General features: G+C 43.1%; 14 protein-coding genes. 10 read left to right on the top strand and 4 right to left on the bottom strand.

The window, feature by feature from the left end; translation table 11 throughout:
• Positions 1-58 precede the first annotated feature (58 nt).
• The 6 genes from R3D86_04800 to R3D86_04775 all read left to right on the top strand — a co-directional run bounded on the left by R3D86_04800 (position 59) and on the right by R3D86_04775 (position 9,620).
• A complete protein-coding gene (locus R3D86_04800) occupies positions 59-889 on the top strand; it encodes a hypothetical protein (GenBank protein MEZ5757520.1) in 831 nt (276 codons plus the stop codon).
• A 183-nt stretch (positions 890-1,072) separates the two neighbouring features.
• A complete protein-coding gene (locus R3D86_04795; protein ID MEZ5757519.1) occupies positions 1,073-2,536 on the top strand; it encodes an efflux transporter outer membrane subunit in 1,464 nt (487 codons plus the stop codon).
• Complete coding sequence (locus tag R3D86_04790; protein ID MEZ5757518.1) at positions 2,533-3,777, top strand: efflux RND transporter periplasmic adaptor subunit; 1,245 nt, start codon at positions 2,533-2,535, stop codon at positions 3,775-3,777. The genes R3D86_04795 and R3D86_04790 overlap by 4 nt, the downstream gene beginning before the upstream one ends.
• Positions 3,770-6,946 carry an efflux RND transporter permease subunit gene (locus R3D86_04785; protein MEZ5757517.1) on the top strand — a complete coding sequence of 1,059 codons (3,177 nt, stop codon included), beginning with the start codon at positions 3,770-3,772 and terminating at the stop codon, positions 6,944-6,946. Before R3D86_04790 ends, R3D86_04785 begins: the two co-directional genes overlap by 8 nt.
• 145 nt (positions 6,947-7,091) lie before the next feature.
• A complete protein-coding gene (locus tag R3D86_04780; protein MEZ5757516.1) occupies positions 7,092-8,432 on the top strand; it encodes an MFS transporter in 1,341 nt (446 codons plus the stop codon).
• A 3-nt stretch (positions 8,433-8,435) separates the two neighbouring features.
• Positions 8,436-9,620: an MFS transporter gene (locus R3D86_04775; protein MEZ5757515.1), complete on the top strand. Its 1,185-nt coding sequence runs from the start codon at positions 8,436-8,438 to the stop codon at positions 9,618-9,620.
• A 5-nt stretch (positions 9,621-9,625) separates the two neighbouring features.
• Here R3D86_04775 and R3D86_04770 read toward each other — a convergent pair whose 3' ends face one another.
• The 3 genes from R3D86_04770 to R3D86_04760 form a co-directional block, all read right to left on the bottom strand.
• Positions 9,626-11,128 (bottom strand): M48 family metalloprotease, encoded by a 1,503-nt coding sequence (locus R3D86_04770; protein ID MEZ5757514.1) that lies wholly within the window; start codon positions 11,126-11,128, stop codon positions 9,626-9,628.
• 14 nt (positions 11,129-11,142) lie between these two features.
• Positions 11,143-11,949 (bottom strand): thermonuclease family protein, encoded by an 807-nt coding sequence (locus R3D86_04765; protein ID MEZ5757513.1) that lies wholly within the window; start codon positions 11,947-11,949, stop codon positions 11,143-11,145.
• Between the two features lie 86 nt (positions 11,950-12,035).
• Positions 12,036-13,154, bottom strand: coding sequence for a PepSY-associated TM helix domain-containing protein (locus tag R3D86_04760; protein ID MEZ5757512.1), 1,119 nt, complete (start codon positions 13,152-13,154; stop codon positions 12,036-12,038).
• Between the two features lie 289 nt (positions 13,155-13,443).
• On the opposite strand from R3D86_04760, the gene R3D86_04755 reads away from it, so the two are divergent.
• Genes R3D86_04755 through R3D86_04745 form a run of 3 tightly spaced genes read left to right on the top strand, consistent with a single transcriptional unit; the run spans position 13,444 to position 17,003 of the window.
• Positions 13,444-15,141, top strand: a complete 1,698-nt coding sequence (locus R3D86_04755; GenBank protein ID MEZ5757511.1) for an alkaline phosphatase D family protein — start codon at positions 13,444-13,446, stop codon at positions 15,139-15,141.
• A gap of 16 nt (positions 15,142-15,157) precedes the next feature.
• Complete coding sequence (locus R3D86_04750; protein MEZ5757510.1) at positions 15,158-16,036, top strand: hypothetical protein; 879 nt, start codon at positions 15,158-15,160, stop codon at positions 16,034-16,036.
• Between the two features lies 1 nt (position 16,037).
• On the top strand, positions 16,038-17,003 hold the full coding sequence (locus R3D86_04745; GenBank protein MEZ5757509.1) for a 4Fe-4S dicluster domain-containing protein: 966 nt from the start codon (positions 16,038-16,040) through the stop codon (positions 17,001-17,003).
• 276 nt (positions 17,004-17,279) lie between these two features.
• Here the strand turns inward: R3D86_04745 and R3D86_04740 are convergent, their stop codons facing one another.
• Positions 17,280-18,074: a tetratricopeptide repeat protein gene (locus R3D86_04740; protein ID MEZ5757508.1), complete on the bottom strand. Its 795-nt coding sequence runs from the start codon at positions 18,072-18,074 to the stop codon at positions 17,280-17,282.
• Positions 18,075-18,205: 131 nt separating this feature from the next.
• Here R3D86_04740 and R3D86_04735 point away from each other — a divergent pair, with 131 nt between their 5' ends.
• On the top strand, positions 18,206-20,419 hold the full coding sequence (locus tag R3D86_04735) for a penicillin acylase family protein (GenBank protein MEZ5757507.1): 2,214 nt from the start codon (positions 18,206-18,208) through the stop codon (positions 20,417-20,419).
• The last annotated feature ends 15 nt before the right edge of the window (positions 20,420-20,434 follow it).

Here is a 20,434-nt window from a genome sequence, read left to right as displayed (position 1 = left end):
CATATAATATTGATAAAGCATACAGGTTAAGCAACTAAATCTTGGAATTTTTAAATTTATGGAAGTGAATGATTTTTCAGGTCTGGATAATAACAGATACGGCATCTTAAAAAACGCTAAACGTATTTGGGCAATCGGATCAATCCATGGCGAACTCGAAAAACTTCGGTCTATTCATAAAATACTGATTTCTAAATTCCGTAAAGGCGATAAGCTGGTTTATCTTGGGAATTATTTTGGGGATAGTGACCAAAATAAAGAAACGTATGATGAAATATTAATCGCCCGCCGGACATTAATGTCGTTACCGGAAGTTTTTATGCCGGAAGATTTTGTTTATTTACGTGGCGCACGGGAAGAAATGTTTTTTAAACTTCTGCAAATCCACTTTGCCCCTGACCCTGCCAACGTAATGGACTGGTTGCTTGATCATGGAATGGGAAGTTCGCTTTCTGCTTACGGTGAGAATAAAGCTGCGGCCAGGGCGATTGTTCGCCAGGGCACAATGGCCCTTACCAAATGGACAAATGGAATCAGAAGGAAAATACAGTCCTGCCCAGGGCATATTGAGCTGACAAACAATCTTAAACGCGCCTGTGTAACGGATGACGGAAATCTTTTATTTGTGCATGCCTGTGTTGATACAACACGGCCACTTACCTTACAAAAGGATCAGTTTTGGTGGGATAACGGTCATTTTGGTGACATTAATGAGAAATTTTCAAATTTCAGTAAAGTCATAAGGGGCTATGACCATAAAAATGCTGGAATGGATATTGACAGTGACTATACGGCTACAATTGACGGGGGATGTGGACGTGGCGGTACATTACACGCCGTTTGCTTTACCCCGGATGGACAGAAATGTGATGAAATTATCGGATGCTAGTCAGCCCCTAATCCAAGAATGAGATAAATTATCCTTATTTTGAGATAAAAAAAATAATTGAGACTAGCAGCAATCGCCATTGTCGGTTATTTTTAGGTCAGGAAGATATTTCAAATAAATATAGATCCGGAAACTGAATAAAAAAATACTGTTTACCAGATCAGCAAAAAAATGAGTATTTGAATGAATACGTCAAAAATTTGGGCCATGACGGCGCTGGCATTTGCATTGTCAGCTTGTTCATCACTTCCTGTTTCAGAAAATGAACTTAGCGGAATTGTTGACATCAACGATGACTGGCAGGCTTTTGCCAGCCAAACAGCGCCAGTCGAAAATGGCTGGCTGGACAATTTCGCAATCGCGCCACTTAGCCAGTTTGTCAGGGCTGTGTTGCAAAATAACCCCAATTATAATGAAGTGGCCTTAAGAATGCGGTCGGCGGGATATACGGCCGATGCCGCAACCGGGCGTTTATTGCCCCGTGTCGGCGCCAGTTTCAGCGCCAGCCGTACAGGCGTTGAAATGCCGATTGAGAATACATCAAACAGTTTTTCACTGGGACTGGATGCCAGTTGGGAAGTTGATCTGTGGGGTAAGCTTTCTGCAAGTGCCGCCAATGCAAGGTCAAATTATGAAGTAGCTAAATATGATTTTTATGGCGCCCGGCTTTCATTGGCCGCACAGGTGGCACAAGCCTGGTTTGATGTTATTGAAGCCAATCAGCAACTGGAACTTTCCAGCCGTACTGTCAAAAATTATGAGCGGGCCACCGGAATAATCAGGGATCGCTTTGAAAAAGGTCTGTCAAGTGGACTTGATCTGCGGCTTTCCATAACAAGTCTGGAAGCGGCAAAAGCAACAGAAAAACAGCGTGAAACTGATCACAGACTGGCCATGAGAAGACTGGAATTATTCGCCGGCAGATATCCTTCGGCCAATATTGATGTTTCGGGAAAAATTCCGGATGAGCTAGCTGAAATCCCGGTTGGAGTGCCTCTTGATCTTCTTGAAAGACGACCTGATCTTCAGTCAGCTAAAGCACGGTTATTTTCTGCTGGCTACCGGGCACAGGCCGCTGAAAAAGCCTTGTTGCCCAGCATTTCAATTACGGCGCGCGGCAGCAATACATCAGAAGAGTTTGGTGATCTTTTAAAATTTGATAATATTTTCTGGAATTTGGTTGGCGGCATTACTCAGCCAATTTTTCAAGGTGGTCAATTGCGCTACGCGGCCAAAGCCGAGCAGCTGAATTTTGAAGCGCAAAAACAGAATTACGCTCAGACACTGCTTCGGGCTTTCAAGGAAGTTGAAGATGCCCTTGATTATGACCGATCCCTGGCCGCCCGGGTTCAGCATATTGAGATTGCCGCACAAAATGCTATTGCCGCTGAAGAAGTGGCGCTTGAGCAATATTCACAAGGGCTGATTTCAATTTCAACTTTACTTCAGTCACAAAGATCCAGCCTGACCCAGCAAAGTCAACTTCTCAGCATTAAGAAGCAACGTATAAACAATCGGATTTCATTATTTTTATCCTTGGGCGGTGATTTTACAACCCGCACGCTTCCTGATGCGCAGGAAAATGAAACTGTCAGGATGGACCTGAATAACAAAGGCAATGAAGAAAACGGGGGGATATCATCATGAGTTTTTTTAATTCTTTAACCAACAGCTTAAAAAGAATGATGCCCGGCCTGATTATATTAGGGATAGGGATTGGCGTTGCCGGAACAATTATACATTTTGGCCCAGAACCGGAAGGGCAAAAAACAGAAATTCTTCCCCGTACCATAAGATCAACAATTGCTCAAAAGTCCGACATGAAACTTTTCGTCAAAAGCCAGGGCACAGTCGCTGCAAAGCAGGTGATTGATATAATCCCCCAGGTTTCCGGTGAAGTTACCTATGTCTCCCCCAAATTTGTTTCCGGCGGCCGATTCAAAAAAGATGAGGTGATCATAAAAATTGATTCCAGGGACTATGAACTGGCCGTCGTAACAGCAGAAGCCAGTATTGCCGAACGTAAGCAACGCGTCATGCAGGAAAATGCAGAGGCGGAACTGGCAGCAGCAGAATGGGCCGAGCTTGGCCAGGGCGAAGCATCTGACCTGACCCTTCGGAAACCGCAACGTGAAGGGGCAATAGCAGCCCTTAAATCAGCGGAAGCAAGCCTGAAAAAAGCACTACTGGATCTTGAACGCACGGTAATTAAGGCGCCATTTGATGGCATCTTAACAGAAAAAAATGTGGATTACGGTCAGTTCCTGAACAGAGGCAATAAAGTTGGTAAATATTATTCCACAGAAACACTTGAAGTGAGATTGCCCCTTACTAACAGGGATATTTCCCAATTTGACCTTGCGGGTCTCCAGTCCGGCAAACGTCAGTATGAAGTGCGCTTAACCGGGCAGTTTGCCAATAAGGAAAATTCGTGGAACGCCCGTGTCGTCAGAACGGAAGGGATCATTGATGTAAAAAGCCGTATTCTTTATGTGGTTGCTGAACTGAAAGGGGATGAGCTTAATTCCCCCCGGGATGGTACGCCGATAACCATAGGCCAGTTTGTCAGTGCAGAAATTGAAGGCCGTTCTTTTGAAAATGTATATAAGTTGCCAAGAGAAAGTTTAAGACAGGGCAATCAGGTTCTCATTGTGGACAAGGATCATAAACTTCGCACCAGGATGGTCGATGTGATTGAAACCAACAGCGATTATATTGTTGTTGCGTCGGGAATTGAAGATGGCGATATCGTCAATTTATCACAACTGGGGGTCGGGGTTGATGGGTTGCTGGTTGAAACGGAACCCCAAATCTCTATGGTCGATCTGGCATCTTCCTCGGTGACGGAAGACAAAAATAATATGCCAGCGGAGAAACACAATGACTAGTCTGGTCAGATGGTTTGTAAAAAATCCGGTGGCATCAAATCTGATCATGCTGGTGGTTCTTGGTCTCGGTGTCATTGGGTATATCAATATCGGCAAAACGGCGATGCCGACTGCGGCAACTGATATTATCAATGTCAGCGTCCCTTATCTGGGGGCCGGTCCGAAGGAAGTGGAAGACCGTATTGTTATCCGGCTTGAAGAAGCAGTTTTTGACATTCGCGGCATTAAGCGGTTAACCGGCCGTGCCCAGGAAGGTGTCGGCTCAGTCACAATTGAAATTGAGGCAGGCGAAGATGTTGAAAGTATTCTAAATCAGGTAAAAGCAAGGGTTGATGCCATTAATACATTTCCGAGCCTCTCCGAACGGCCAATTATTTCGCGGTCCTATGTTCAGATGGATATTATGAATTTGGCCATTTACGGGGATGCCTCTGAATATGAATTAAAAGAAATTGGTCGTAAGGTCCGTGACCGGTTGGCTGAAATTCCAGGTGCGGCAAAAACCGCCCTGAGCGGGGACCGTCAGTATGAAGTTTCCATCGAAGTTTCAGAACTGCAACTGCAGAAATTCAATCTGACATTTGATCAGGTGGCAAATGCGATTTCAAAATCCTCGACCAACCTTCCCGCCGGAAAAGTCGATAGTATTGCCGGTCAAATTCAGATTGTGACCCGCGGGCAGGCGTATGTGAAGCAGGATTTTGAAAATATTATCGTCCTTCAGAATGCCGATGGAACGCGCGTATTGCTTAAGGATGTGGCCAATGTGGTTGATGGATTTACGGATGACCATGTTTTGCTGCGCATGAATGGAAAACCGGGACTATTCCTATTCATCCGTTCTGAATCAACGCCTGATGTTGTCAAATTAAGTTCTGAATTAAACCGGGTGCTTGATGAAGAAATAAGACCTTCACTTCCGGACGGAATAAAAATTACAAACTGGTTTGATACATCTGAAATTTTTGAGAGCAGACTTGATATGCTGATCTGGAATGCGGTTGGGGGCATGGTTCTGGTGTTTTTCGGTTTGCTGATCTTTCTGTCGCCAGCCCTTGCCGGTTGGGTGTCGGCCGGTATTGCTGTCACATTCCTTGGCTGCTTTGCCATTTTGCCGGCCACCGGCGTTGCGTTAAGCATGATCAGCCTTTTTGCCTTTTTGCTGATTTTGGGAATCGTTGTAGATGATGCCATTATCATTGGCGAAAGTATCCATCTTGAGAACCAGAAAGGAAATCATGGCGATCAGGGCTCGATTGACGGCGCGCTGAAAGTTGCCAGACCGGTCATTTTCTCTGCAGCAACGACGATGATCTTTTTCTCGCCCATGCTTTTTATTGACGGCGTAATTGGTAAATTCATTTTTGGAATTCCAGTTGTGGTAATATTGTGCCTGTCTTTTTCAATCCTTGAAGCGCTTTTTATCCTGCCCGCACATCTTAGACATTTGAATGAAAAAAAACCTAATGACTTTGCACGAATTTTTCTGCTGTTAATTCCTGAATATGTAATAGAGAAAGTGGTAAATTTTACCAAGATACTACAAACAAAATCCCAGACGTTTCTGAACCATACAATTCACAAACTCTATCGCCCGCTACTTGATAAGGCCCTTCACCATAAGGGATTATCTCTGTTGATGATTATTTCTTTAAGTATGATTGTTACATCCATTCATGCGGCGGGTTGGATCAAGATGGTTTTTAATCCTGAAGTTTCCATGAATTTTATTCAGGCACGTATTCAGTTTCCTGCCGGGGCTCCATACAATATTGTCGACAATGCATCTACGATACTTGAGGATAAGGCTAGGCAAATTGAAGCTGAGATTAGGGCGGAATTTCCCGATGATGATCTTTTTAAAGACCTGCTTGTCATGTCAAACGGCAATGGGTCATTTGCCTCCGCATTCATAGTTTTTCAGAATATAGAAGAAGTGAATTTTGACGTTGCCAAATATGCGGCGCGGTGGCGTGATATATTACCTGTAATCCCGGATGCCAGGGAAATATCTTTCGATTTTTCAACCACGGGCGGGTCCGGTGAATCGATTAATATCATGCTAAAATCACCGGATAGTGACGCTATTGACCAGATGGCCGAGGATGTCAAAAAGGCTTATGAAAGATATAATGGCTTATACAGTATTTCCGATTCAGCAGATACTGCAAGAATGGAAGCAGTGCTTTCCATTTTGCCAAGCGCTGAAAATATGGGTCTGACCCTGACCGATATGGCCCGGCAGGTCCGGCAGGCATTTTATGGTCAGGAAGTGCAGCGTGTCGCCCGGGGCAAGGACACGGTTAAGGTTATGGTTCGTCTTCCCAAAGAGGACAGAAGGTCATTTGATACGCTGGATGAATTGCGGATCAGAACGGGGACAGGGGATGAGGTACCGTTCGAATCTGTTGGAGATGTCAAATATCAGCGGGCCTATACAACAATTCAGCGGACAGACCGCCAGCGGACAACAACAGTCAAGGCAAATGTCAATAAGGATATCGCCAACATGGCCGAAATCATAAAGGATATTCAGGACAATTATATTGATCAGTGGAAATCAAAATATCCGGACGTTGAAGTCAGTTTTGAAGGCCAGCAAAAGGACCAGCAGGAGTTTATTACATCACTGGCCAATGGATTTGCGCTTGCCCTTGTTGGTATTTATATTTTACTGGCCGTTGCGTTTAATTCTTACAGTCAGCCATTTATAATTCTGACGGCTCTTCCCTTTGCCTATATGGGGGCTGTTTTGGGTCATTTCTTTATGGGGATGGATTTCAGCCTTTATTCAATTCTTGGAATTGTGGCCGCAGCGGGGGTTGTGGTGAATGATAACCTTGTGCTGCTTGATTATATAAATGATTTAAGAAGTAAGGGTGAAAGTGCCCTAAGGGCAGTTGAAATTGCGGCAGAAGAGCGTTTCAGACCAATTTTCCTGACATCTTTCACAACCTTTATCGGCCTGGCACCAATGATGACAGAAACAAGTCTGCAGGCTCAGTTCCTGATCCCAACTGTGGTTTCTCTGGCTTTCGGGGTGTTATTTTCGACCATTGCGACATTGTTCCTGGTTCCTATAGTATATATATATTTCAACGATTTCAGGAAAAATATACTCAGCATTTTTAAAAATGCCGGGACGGAGCACATTGCTACAAAGCAATAAACATTAAAGAGTTTTTTCAGAAGTTATTTATAGATAAGAGACACCAATTCTGATCTTTTTATAAAAATATAAAGCTTGCCTAAAGACAGGAATATGTGAAAGATACCCCTTGATTATTCAGAAAAGAAATAAATCAGGGATATTGATGCAGGAAAATCAATTTCATCTTTTTAACACGAAAAGGTTTGCTCCTCTTTTTATCACACAGTTTCTGGGGGCCTTTAATGATAATGTGTTTAAAACAGCACTAGTGATGCTGGTCACATATGATGTTGGGCTGAGATCCGGTTTTGATGAAAAAATGTTGGTTAACGTTGCGGCAGGCATATTTATTCTGCCTTTTTTTCTGTTTTCATCTTTGGCCGGACAATATGCGGACAAGCTTGAAAAATCGTCAATGATTGAAAAAATAAAGCTGGTCGAAATCATTCTGATGATACTGGCTTCTGTCGCTTTCTTTATGGGTAGCCTTTATATGTTGCTGCTACTGCTTTTTTTGATGGGGACGCAGTCAACTTTCTTCGGGCCGATTAAATATGGGATCCTTCCTGACCATCTTGAACAGGATGAACTTATAGGCGGCAATGGTCTGATAGAAATGGGAACCTTTATCGCTATTCTACTTGGGACCATTTTGGGGGGGCTACTGATTTTGGCTGACCATGGGATTGAAATCGTTTCGGCGCTGATTGTGCTGGTGTCTGTTTCCGGCTATCTGTCCAGCAGAAAAATACCGAGAGCCATTGGCGTTGCACCTGATCTTGAAATTAATGCCAATATATTTTCAGAAACGGTCAATATTATAAAAAAGACAAAGGCAAAGCGGCGTGTCTTTTTGACTGTAATCGGTATTTCCTGGTTCTGGTTTTATGGCGCAACTTTTCTGGCACAGTTCCCGACTTTTGGTAAAGATATTTTAAAATCCAATGAACAGGTGGTGACGTTGCTGCTATGCACTTTCTCGGTGGGGATCGGGGTCGGTTCACTTCTTTGCAATAAATTGGTTAAAGGGGTCATCACAGCCCGATTTGTGCCCTTGGCTGCATTAATGATGACTGTTTTTACAATTGATCTTTATTTTGCCAGTTCATCAGTATCGGCGCCTCTCCTAGAGTTTTTTGGTGATCTATACGGCGTTAAAGACTTTATTTCAGAACCCAGAAATATAAGGGTAATAATAGACCTGCTCGGAATAGCCGTTTCAGGAGGTGTTTATATTGTGCCATTATATGCCATCATGCAGGCGGAAAGTGATCCAAAGGAAAGATCACGAATGGTGGCTGCCAATAATATCCTGAATTCGCTTTTTATGGTGTTATCGGCGGGGGGGAGTATTTTTCTTTTGAAACTTGGACTTACCCTGCCGGAAATTTTCCTGACCATAGGTGGGCTAAATATATTATTTGCAATATACATATGCCAACTTTTGCATATAGATGAGATGCCAGCAATGCTCCAAAAAATAATGAAGGTTCTTGGTGGGTAAATAATGGATGAAATAAACGCAAAAAAATCCAGACAAGCACTGATATATATGTCTGTTATCATGGCCATCGTATTTTCGGTCTGGAATGTGATGATCAATAATTTTGCCGTTGAACGCGCCAGTTTTTCCGGCGCCGATATGGGGGATCTTCAGTCGGTCCGCGAAATACCAGGTTTCCTCGCCTTCACAGCTGTTTTTGTTCTTCTTATTATGAGGGAGCAAACACTTGCTATTTTTGCCTTATTTTTATTATCAATCGGGGTGCTGGCAACGGGATATTTTCCCAGCAAATATGGCCTTATCGTAACAACGTTTGTTATGTCAGTAGGCTTTCATTATTTTGAAACCATCAATAGCAGTCTGACACTTCAATGGCTTCCAAAGGAAGATGCCCCGGTATTTATGGGCAAAGTCATCGGATATAGTTCATTGGCAGGGCTGATTACTTATATCGTTATATGGGTCCTATCAACTGTGTTGAAATTTGATTATGTGATTATTTATACGGTATCCGGTGTACTCGGTGTGGGGATGGTTATTCATCTCTGGTTTTTATTTCCAAAGTTCGAATCTCTCGTGCCGCAAAAAAAGAAGTTATTCCTGAAAAAAAGATACTGGATTTTTTATCTGCTGACCTTTTTAAAAGGGGCACGTCGTCAGATTTTTATGGTTTTTGCGGGATTTCTACTGGTTGAAAAATTCGGATATTCGCTTGGTGAAATTACAGCATTATATCTGATCAACAAAGGAGCCAATATTGTTATTGCGCCTATTATCGGCAAACTTATTGAAAAAATCGGTGAACGATGGGCCCTGACCATTGAATATGTTGGTCTGGTTTCCGTATTTGCAGGATATGCGGTTGTTGATAATTCCATAGTCGCAGGGAGCCTATATGTGATTGATCATTTATTCTTTGCTATGGCTATCGGTATCAAAACATATTTCCAGAAAATCGCTGACCGGGAAGATGTAGCTGCAACAGCCAGTGTAAGCTTCACAATAGATCATATAGCCGCTGTTGTGATCCCGACGACTTTCGGGATGATCTGGATGGTTAGTCCGTCTCTGGTTTTTTATATTGGTGCTGGATTTGCTGTCGCTTCCCTTGTTACCTCAAATTTAATCCCTGCCTTGCCGGCACCGGGGAATGAATTTATCTGGTCAGAAAAAAAGCAGACAGCATGATCTGATCAGTTGTCTTTGACGATCAGTTTTAATTTCTGACCAGCTTTAAGGGGCTGCCCCTGCTCGAGACCATTTAAAGCCACAAATCTTTCAACCTTATAATCATCAAAATCCATATTGCGGGCAATGCTTTCAATGGTATCACCGCGCTGAACGGTTACGATCTTAATTTTTTTGCCTTTTATCCCGTCAGCTTCTGCCTGCGAAATTTTATTAAAGCTATATGTCATACGTTGAAGTCCTTCTGAAAGGGCTTGATATTTTGACTGTGGGGTAAGCATGACAAAATGATAGGCGGAATCGCCAGCATATTGAATGGCAACTATTCGCACGACATAATTCTGTTCATTCAAAGTCATATTTGTATAACCGGTCATGGCATCCATACCGTTGACTTTCATTGTCTGAACACCCTCCATGGGGTTCTCAATTTTGTAAGCGGACCAGACATCGTTGCCATATTGTGATATGGTTTTGTCTTTCATGCTTCCACCGGAAAAAATGACGACGCCACCCTCTGCATCACCTGTGCCACGGGCCATAACGGCATCAGCAGTATTTTGTAAGACATAATTTTCAGGGGCTGTGAATTTTAATTTCATTGTCGGGTGGATAAAATTGCGGCCGTTGATAACCCCCTGTTTCGGGTCGTCGCCCCAAAGCATTCCATCAATCACATTGAAATACTGGTCCTGATGGCGGTCACGCGAATTTTCCGGAATTTGTGTGTTTACCGCTTCGGTATAAGCTCTTGAAACCCTGTCCTGGGTATTTGGGTGGGTGGAAAAGAAATCCGATTGCTCCGGTTCACCTGCCCGGTTCGCGAGTATCAACTGTAGTTTATGGTCCGCATCTAGGGATTTAAGCATTTCAGCGGCTGCGTATGGATCAAATCCGGCACGGCTTGAATAGCGCACACCCAGTTCATCTGACTGATATTCCTGATTGCGTGAATAACTTAACAGATAAACCTGTGCCCCCTGGCTTAAGCTGTTGGCGACACCTGAATCACCGGAAACGGCACCAAGAATAGCGGCACCAAGGCCGGCAAACATTTGATTATTATATCTTTTGGCGGCATGACGGGCGGTGACATGGCCAATTTCATGGCCGATTACCGATGCCAGCGCCGATTCACTATTCACCATGGCAAGAATGCCACGGGTGACATAAACATATCCGCCGGGTAACGCGAATGCGTTTACAAGCGGCGTATCCAGTACTGTAAAGGTAAAAGGATAGTCTTTAAGCTCAGAATTTGCGACCAGTCGCTGTCCCAGATCATTGACATAATTTGCAACCTTTGGGTTTTTATAATCGCCACCATTTTCCTGAAGGATCAGGGGGTGCTGTTGCTGACCGATCTGAAGTTCTTTTGAAGGGGACATAAAAGGCGTAAAATCCTGCTGCCCGGTGGCCGGATTAAGCGTTGTACAGGCCTGGAGTGTGAGCGGCATAACGATGAGAAGCGTCTTTGAAAGAATTTTTCTATATTGTTTTAGCCACATGTTCTAATGCTCCCTTATTCTATGCTCAGTTGTTCAGGATGGGTCAGGTCTATTGTCGGTCCATTATAATATTTCAGCCATCCACGGACAATTATATTTCTACCTGCCAAGTCTGACAATTTTATGTCCTTTTTTTCAAACATTTTAGTTACCCTATTGGGGACGACAATAGTGAAATCCGTTTTATAATCTTCGCCAAAATTAAGATATGTATTGTTACGAACTGTTGCGACTTCAAGAATTTTTCCGGATATCAGTTGAAAACTGTTGGTATATTTTCCGCTTTCCTGATCTGTTTTTATTTTATAAAAATCTAACCCCCAAATTCCGGTCCGATTATTACGGGCTTTTTTTTCCTCTTCAAGTAATTCTTCAACCACGCTGCGGTTATCAGCAAAACTATATACCCTTGCCATACCATTCTTAATCATTTCTCCCTGAATCCAAGTACCATCTTCCAGAAACAGATGGGCAAGGTAACGGCCATAACGGTCCATTTTTCGCCCACCATATAATAGAATGACATTCTTGTTCAGAGATAGTGCGGCCAGCGCATCCTTGGCTTCATTTCCAAGCGGCCATGGCTTGAAATTCTTTCGGCCCAGGGCAATTTTTGGTGCCTGTAATCCCACCAGCCTTACTTCCATATTATTTTCTAGTCGTAAGGTGTCCCCGTCAATGATTTCAAACACGCGGTAACTGATTTCCTGTTTCTCATGGGTCAGCTTTTGTTTGATCAGATCTGTATCGTAGGCAAAGCAGTCATCTACCATGCTTATGATACAAATAGATATCAGAAAAAATGTTCGAATGATTTCCATTGTTCTATCATAATAGCATAGAATAAAAGGACAATATTTTAAAATATTTGGATTATCATTTCAGATAGATTTGAAAGAATTTAAGCTCAGGCGGTTCTTTTCTTTAAGCTTGGCCTGATATATTTCCTGTATGCCAAAGCCAGTCCGGTCCATACCATAATGATGGCCACAAATGATACAATTCCTGCTATTGTCTGCCCAAATACACCTAATGCTTCTCCGGTATGGAGGAACCGGATCAGTGACCTTGCTCTTCTGCCGGCACTATAGTCCTGAAAAGGTTCCCATTTGGTGATCTTGCCTTCATCACGGCTTAAATAAAGATCTGCTTTCTTTTGAGGTTCCCCGCCGTTACCAGTATCAATTGAAAAGCGAACGTCTTTGTCGGCATCTTTTGGATATGACATTGTTATTGTGGTCCAGTCGGCCACTTGCTGTGTCGCTTTCTGAAACATAGACTCAAATGTAACATTCTGAATGACTGTGCTCTGAGGCTGGGTATTATTTGTACTTCCTCTGACCGGTGGGGTTTCACCAGCAAGTGTATAGACCAGATTATTGGCCCAGCTATAATAAAACACGGCTGCTGTGGAAATAATAACAACAAGCGGAATAGCCGACCATATACCCATTACATTATGCCAGTTAAAATCTCTGGCACGGCTTGATTTGGTCTTCCTGAAAAGTAAGATTTTTTTTATATTTTTCCAGTTCAGTGTTTTTGGAATCCAAAGATACATTCCAGATAGAACAATGAACAGAAACATAAGGTTTGCAGCGCCTGTAAACATTCTGGCAACGGCTCTGTTTTCACCTTCCATCGACAACCAGCGATGCATGCTTCTAAGCTCACTGAAAAAAGCTTTTAATCCCACTGGGCCATTTCCAAGTATGTCACCGGAATAACGATTGATGTAATAATTTTCTTTGCTGCTAACAACCAACGGTGCTTCCGGATCATTTGATATTTTCAAGGATCTGATTTCTTTATGATTAATATTATCCCTATTCCTGTTGAGAATTTCATCAATCGTGACAGGGTCGATGTTTAGGGAAACAGGTCTTTCATATGTATTTTCCGCCCAAACAATTATTTGCCTTTCATAGGTGAGTAACACGCCGGTAACTGACATAATAAGAATTAAGACGGCTGCCAAAACTCCGCAAATTAAGTGGGGCCAGTATAAAATCTTATGTAAAGTCATTAAGTGTTGCCTATAAAGTTAATTAAGAATCATTATTATTATTAATTTCAAATACTAATAATGGTCAAGAATAAAATAAGGCAAAAATTATATAATTTAAGGGTAATCAAACCAATTTTAATTGGCCGGTAAAGTCAGGTAAAATAAGGCATGGGAATTTTAAATATTTGTTACATCGTGAATAACGACTGTCTCTTATAGACGGGATGTATTATAAATGTGGGATAGAGACATTCTAATTTGACATTTAAGCCTATTATCCAGATCTAAAAAATAAGGGGAAGAAACAGTGAAAAACGGGAAATTTCCAATCAGCCGTAGAGGCATTCTAAAAACATTACCGGCCGGGGCGGCTTTTGCGGTTAGTGGTTGTGCTAAAATTGAAGAGAAAAAAGAAGCCGTACCCATTAAATTCAAACATAATGTTGCCAGTGGAGACCCACTACAAGACCGTGTAATTATCTGGACACGAACGGAGCCAGTAGACGCAATGTTTCAAGGAGACGTTGACGGTGAGTGGGAAGTATCATCAGGCCAGGATTTTAATAAAATAGAGAAAAAAGGTAGCTTTTCCACGAATGCGGACCGGGATTATACTGTTAAAGTTGATGTAACGGGCCTTGAAGCAGGCAAGAATTACTTTTACCGCTTTAAAGTTGGTGATGAAGTTTCACCAGTTGGCGAAACGAAAACGTTGGATAAATCCGGGGTCCGTCCAATTAAAATCGCCGTGGCATCCTGTTCCAATTATCCATGGGGATATTTTAACGGCTATCGCGCAATTGCGGAAAGCGGTCCTTTTGATGCCGTGATCCATCTTGGGGACTATATATATGAATATCCGGTGGGGACATATCAATCACCGAATGCCGAGAAAATGGGTCGTCTGGTTGACCCGCCACATGAAATTCTGACAATTTCAGATTACAGACGCCGCTATGCACAATACAGGTCTGATGAGGATTTACAGGAAGTTCATAGAAAATATCCATTTATCTGTACCTGGGATGATCATGAATTTGCCAATAATTCCTATGCAACGGGCGCAGAAAACCACAATGATGGTGAAGGAGACTGGGCCGATCGACGTCGCGCGGCCACCAAAGCATACATGGAATGGATACCGGTGCGGGTGGCCAGCGATGATCTGCCGACCGTAAGATCGTTTGATTTTGGCAATCTTGCAACTCTTGCCATGCTGGACACAAGAATTGTTGGTCGTGAACGTCCCCTGGAATATGGAAAGGATGTAGATACGATTACCATAGACGGTGTTGAAAAACCGGACTATGCCGCTTTTCATAAACGGCTGGAAACCGAGGAAAGATCATTGATCGGTGCCAAGCAGGAAGCCTGGTTAGACCAGACACTGGCAAATTCAGCTGCCAAAAAAATTCCGTGGCAGATTATAGGTCAGCAGATCATTATGAGCTTTCGGCCTGAGCCGCCATTAAGTTCTGTTTTTAGTCCGGAAGAAATGAAAGAACTGCCTGAGGGTGAACAGCTAAGCATGAAAGTGGCTGAGGAATTTGGCGGTTTTTATAATCCGGACGCCTGGGATGGCTACCAACCGGCCCGTCGCCGGGTATATGATTTGTTTAAAAAACACTCTTCCAATCCTATTGTTCTGACAGGAGATACGCATTGCGGTTGGGCGATGTCGCTCACCGATAAGATGGGTGGGGAACATTACGGGGCTGAATTTGCGGTACCTGGTATTACGTCACCTGGTCGCGGCGAGCGCATTAATAAAGTTGAGCAGGTTGAGCAGGCCTATTATGATTTTCTTGATCATCTGGCCTATGCCAATATCAAGCAACGCGGATATCTTACCGTTACTATATCACAAGATGAGGCAATAGCCGATTGGTATGTTCTTTCTGATATTGAAAGCAAACAATTTGATTTAATCAGGAAAAAGTCGTTAAAGTATAAGTGGGGCGACGTTTCTGATGGTAAAGTCGTTCTGGAGGATATAACAACCTAACAGTGGACGGTTTTGCATGATTAAAAAATATTTGGTTTTTCTTTGCCTGATGATTCCATCATTTGGCACGGCGCAGGACTTAAATCTTGAGCAGTATTTGAGTTATCTTCAGAAAGCACAGACTGAAGAAATATCGCCAAAAAATTTGGATGATTTTTATAAAACCTCCCGTGCTTTCTGGATGGCTAATAAAATTGATTATAATGATCATCCGGCCAAATATAAAAAGGCTATGGATTTATATCATGACGGGCAGGACAGGTTTGTGCGGGACCGCACCATAAAAATTGACCGTTTTGAAAATACAATCGAAAATTTCAGGCGGTTTGATGTGCGAAACACACTGCCCGAAAACCCCATCCTTTTTGTGGGTAGTTCCAGTATTGTATTTTGGCAGACCGCCAATTCCTTTCCTGAATATCCGGTCACCAATCGCGGCTTTGGCGGTGCCAGTCTTCCTGAAGTAATTCATTACTACGATGATGTTGTTAAAAGACATAATCCGTCAATGATGGTGGTTTACTGCGATATTGATGTTGAAAATGGAAAATCACCGGAATTTTCTGTGAATGCCTTTAAGGAACTTGTATCCCGTGTCGAGCAGGATTTTAAAAATATTCCCATCCTGATGCTTTCAATGAAACCGACTTTGGTGGATGATCTTCTTGGCCGGGAAGTTCGGAAAAATAAAATGATCACAAATCAGAAACTTATGGAATTCAGCAACAGTCAGGATAATCTTTATTATATTGATATCACCAGCCCAATGATGAGAGCGGATGGCAGCCTGAAGCCGGAAATTTTTCTGGATGACGGAATGCATTTAAATTCAAAAGGCTATGAGCTTTGGGACCCGATCCTTCGCAAGGAGATTAAACAGATCAGAGGAAACTAGCGTGGCAAAGAGTGCGAAGGAAAAATTTGTTCCCAGTGAAGAGCAGATGGCTCTCTGGCCGGATGTCTCGGGTAATGATATCAATGGTTTGGGGGAAACGGAAATAAGGCGGCCTTCGCCCATTTACTGGCAGACACCGGAGCTTACTCCTTTTGGGCCTCTCATGCAGTTTTTTGAAGATCATGCACCGCGTGATGAAGGCCTCTATAAAACCCAGATGGAAACTGACAGGATAAGGGCGACTGAAATTCCGCCGGTTTCGCCGATCAGAAAAGAAAATTCATCGTCAGAATGGTCGTCTCTTGTCAAAAAAGTGGCATTTGACAGCGGCGCGGTTGCCGTAGGCATTACGAAAATGCGCCCGGAATGGGTGATTGATACTTTTGATATACCCTATGATAATGTTATTACCATAGGGGTGGCCATGGATTTTGAAAATTTAAAAACGGCGCCCGAGGTCCCCTCTGCGATAGAAGTGATTAAGAAATACGGGGAAGCCCATATTGTTAGTCATGCCATCGCCACCTGGATTCACGAGCAGGGCTGGGATGCCCGATCGTACGGAGGATCAAATAATGTTCCCATCCTGCTTATTCCCCCGGCCATTGAAAGTGGATTGGGTGAGCTGGGTAAACATGGATCCATCATAAACCGCGAAAATGGGTCTGTATTGCGTCTGGGCGCATTGGTCACCAATATGCCGTTGGAATATGACAGTCAGGATAGGTTTGGTGTTGATGAATTTTGTATGAACTGTAAAGCCTGTCAGAATGCTTGTCCGCCGGATGCTATATATTCAAAGAAGCAAATGGTGCGCGGTGTAAAAAAATGGTATGTGGATTTTGATAAATGCCTGCCATATTTTAACGAAAATACCGGTTGTGGAATTTGTCTTGCCGCCTGCCCCTGGAGCCGCCCCGGGGTGCCGGAGAATTTAATCAGGAAAATTGCCCGAAAATTTGGTTAAGTCCTTATTTTAGTGAGAAAAAAGCCCGGATTTGACAATTTCTTTTAAAATGGTATCATTTTAGTCAGTATTTTTTACAGAGTGGGAGGGTAATATGAGCGGCGAAAAAGTATAATATTCTAATCAGAAGATTAATTAATTTCAGTTGGCTTTAAAAATGGAGAGAGTTATGAGTGGCGCACAGTAAATCAATTTAATTGGCTTAAATAGCCGTATTCAATAAAAAACACCCCTGAAATAAAATGGGGTGTTTTTTATTGAATATAGTAAAGTTAATTATAAATTTCCTTTATTTCTTAATCCTGAAATATACCGTAGTTCATTACTTGAGGACTTATCGTCCGGGTTGATTTTAAGGGCTTCGTTATATTTTACTTCCGCCTCATCCAGTCTGTTAAGTTCAATTAGACTATATCCTGCTCCCCGTAATGCCCGTCCTTTTTCTGTTATTTTTATTTCTTCGGGCGATAAGTCGGCATCTTTAACAGACTTTTCAAAAATTTCCAGTGCTTCTATATAGCGCTTTTCTGATTGATAAATATGGCCGAGTTCTGATGAAAAAAGGCTGTTATTCGGGGATAATGTCAAGGCCTGATTGAGTGCTTTCTTGGCGGCACTCATCCGTCCTAGAGAAATATTGATGTAACCTTCTAAATAAAAGGCAAGGGCATAAACATAAGGAATACTATAGACATTATCAGAATTCTTATTTTGTTTTTTCAATCCGTTCTGTAATAGGCCGTTCATCGTATAAAGCATGGATTCCTGTTTTGAACGAGCGCTGAACATTCGTGAATATTTATTTTGATAATTTTCATTAAAATGTTCAATTATAGGTTTGATGTTGGCGTCCAAAGCATCGGACAAGTCACCTTGCCGGATCTTCTCTTGGGCGTCTGTCATATGTTGATATATTTCAGCAGGTGCATCGGGTGCTGCGAGCGAAAGAACCTCTTTATTCTCGTTAGTGCTCATGCGGGCAATGGGAGAGGCATTTGTATTATTTGTACTGGTCGTTTTGCAACCGGATAATGCAAACGCCAAACCAATAATTAATATAAATTGTTTCATGCTATTCCCCCATTAAAATTGTCACCGGAAGAATAAACAGCTTTATTAAAGCCTGTCAAATCAATAGGGCATTTGACTTATCGGGCAGGATTGCTAGAGTTAATCTTATAAACATAATTAGGGAGCCTGGGATGCGGGGATCTATTTTCAAATCATTTGGATTTGGCATGATTTTACTGATCATGGCCTGCGGGTCTGATCAGACAAATATGACCAACAAGGAAACAAACGTTTTAAAGAGTCAGGCGCAGAATGTGACCATTTACCGTGACCAATGGGGCGTGCCACATATCCACGGTAAAACCGATGGTGATACCGCTTTTGGTATGGGATATGCCCAGGCCGAAGATAATTTTGATCAGCTTGAACTTGGGTTTATCATGGGGGTTGGCCGCTCGGCTGAACTGCTTGGCGAAGAAGCCCTGCTTTCAGATTGGGTTGTCCATAGTTTTGAAAATAATAAACTGTCAAAACGTGATTATGACAATGCTTCTCCTGCCATAAAATCACTGCTTGACGGCTATGCTGCCGGAATTAATTATTATATAGAAACCCATCCCGATCTGGAAGTGAGACTGCTTGACCATATCGAACCATGGTATTCGCTTGCCCTGATCCGCCGCTGGTATTATCTGGGCGGCTTTCTAGGCCGTCTGCGCTTCACCACCAAAGAGCGGACCGCGGCCTTTGAAGCGATTAATGGAACGTCACTCGAATTGGCTCAGCTTGAGCTCCCAAAATATGATCCTGAGGATAGAAAGGAATTCGGCTCCAATTCATGGGCGGCCAATAATAACAAAATAGTGGGGACTGGGTCATATCTGTTTATCAATCCTCATCTGCCCGCTTTTGGTATCGGGCAGACTTATGAAGCCCATATGATGTCGGATGAAGGATGGAATTTTACCGGTTATGCAAGGTTTGGCTATCCACTTCCCTATATCGGTTTTGGGGAAAATCTTGGCTGGATGAGCACTGATAATTTCAGCAATCAGGAAGACAGCTGGATTGAGCATTTCGATGAACCGGAAGATCCGCTTGCCTATAAATATGGTGATGGAACACGCGAAGCGATCGAATGGAGCGGTGAAATTAAAATCAAAGGGGGAGAGGTCAGAACAGTTAAATACAGAAAAACCCATCATGGAGCCATTGTTGCCATGCGTGACGGTAACTTTCTGTCCGGCAATTTTGCCACCTATGACCAGCCGGGATGGTTGGACCAGTGGTATAATATGCAGCGCGCAGAAAATATTGAGCAGTTTACCAAAGCAATTGAGCCGCAAAGAATGAATTTCGGCAATATCATGTATGCCGATCGGGCAGGGAATATCTGGTATATTTATAATGGCTCGGTGCCCATCAGAAATGAAGGATTTGACTGGAATAATGCGGTTGACGGCAGCAATCCTGATACGGACTGGAAGGGGTATCATACGCTTTATGATCTGCCACAGGTGCTAAACCCAGTTTCCAATATGATGCAAAACACCAACACTACCCCTTTTAATGTCAGTATGTCTGATAGCGATGCCAAGGAAGAGAATTATCCAAGTTACATGGTTCGTGAAGGCGATAATGCCAGAAGCCGAAATGCCAGACGAATTTTAAATGCGTACGAAACTTTCGATTTTGCAACATGGGAACGCGAATCCCTTGATACGCATATGGCTGAATGGCCGGTTTCAAAACCGATTATCATGGAGGCTTATGCCGCGACATCAGAAAAAAATGCTGACCGTGCAGAGAAACTTGCCCCGGTTATAGCCATGCTTGACGACTGGGACGGTATTGCTACTTTGGAATCGCCGGAGCCGACCATATATACTGACTGGTTTGAAGGGTTATACCGGGGTAAACCACGGGGATTTGTTGCCTCAGATGAGGAGGTTATTGCGTCACTTGAGCAGGCCATGGATAGACTGGTAAAAGACTGGGGCGCGTGGCAGGTTGCCTGGGGAGAGATGAACCGTTCCCAGCGTCCGCCGCTTGATGCATCAGGAAATCCGTTATTTGATGATAACGCACCGAGCATTGCCACCCCGGGTGTGCCAAGTTGGTCGGGAGGAAGTATGACCGCCTTTAATCTTAGGCAGGATGGATTAAAAAGGCGTTATAAAACAGGCGGAAACAGTTATACGGCCGTTGTCGCTTTTCCGAATGAGCCGAATGAAAAAGTAAAATCAAAATCGGTTCATGTTTTTGGGGCAAGTGCGGATCCCAAATCACCGAATAATATGGATCAGGCGGCGTTACTGGCGGCAAAGAAATATAAGCCAGCCTGGCTATATCTTGATGATGTCAAGTCCAATGCCAAACGATCCTATCATCCGGGCGAGGAATAATTAATCATCATGGGG

It is taken from the genome of Emcibacteraceae bacterium (assembly GCA_041396985.1).
Lineage (GTDB): Bacteria > Pseudomonadota > Alphaproteobacteria > Sphingomonadales > Emcibacteraceae > Pseudemcibacter.
The sequence above is the reverse complement of the archived record's forward strand: the minus strand, read 5'-3'. Positions and strand labels throughout refer to the sequence as shown.

What these genes read in the sequence shown, in the direction of transcription:
- R3D86_04800 (MEZ5757520.1), top strand. Translation starts at nt 59, where the DNA reads ATGGAAGTGAATGATTTTTCAGGTCTGGATAATAACAGATACGGCATC.
- R3D86_04795 (MEZ5757519.1), top strand. Translation starts at nt 1,073, where the DNA reads ATGAATACGTCAAAAATTTGGGCCATGACGGCGCTGGCATTTGCATTG.
- R3D86_04790 (MEZ5757518.1), top strand. Translation starts at nt 2,533, where the DNA reads ATGAGTTTTTTTAATTCTTTAACCAACAGCTTAAAAAGAATGATGCCC.
- R3D86_04785 (MEZ5757517.1), top strand. Translation starts at nt 3,770, where the DNA reads ATGACTAGTCTGGTCAGATGGTTTGTAAAAAATCCGGTGGCATCAAAT.
- R3D86_04780 (MEZ5757516.1), top strand. Translation starts at nt 7,092, where the DNA reads ATGCAGGAAAATCAATTTCATCTTTTTAACACGAAAAGGTTTGCTCCT.
- R3D86_04775 (MEZ5757515.1), top strand. Translation starts at nt 8,436, where the DNA reads ATGGATGAAATAAACGCAAAAAAATCCAGACAAGCACTGATATATATG.
- R3D86_04770 (MEZ5757514.1), bottom strand. Translation starts at nt 11,128, where the DNA reads ATGTGGCTAAAACAATATAGAAAAATTCTTTCAAAGACGCTTCTCATC.
- R3D86_04765 (MEZ5757513.1), bottom strand. Translation starts at nt 11,949, where the DNA reads ATGGAAATCATTCGAACATTTTTTCTGATATCTATTTGTATCATAAGC.
- R3D86_04760 (MEZ5757512.1), bottom strand. Translation starts at nt 13,154, where the DNA reads ATGACTTTACATAAGATTTTATACTGGCCCCACTTAATTTGCGGAGTT.
- R3D86_04750 (MEZ5757510.1), top strand. Translation starts at nt 15,158, where the DNA reads ATGATTAAAAAATATTTGGTTTTTCTTTGCCTGATGATTCCATCATTT.
- R3D86_04740 (MEZ5757508.1), bottom strand. Translation starts at nt 18,074, where the DNA reads ATGAAACAATTTATATTAATTATTGGTTTGGCGTTTGCATTATCCGGT.
- R3D86_04735 (MEZ5757507.1), top strand. Translation starts at nt 18,206, where the DNA reads ATGCGGGGATCTATTTTCAAATCATTTGGATTTGGCATGATTTTACTG.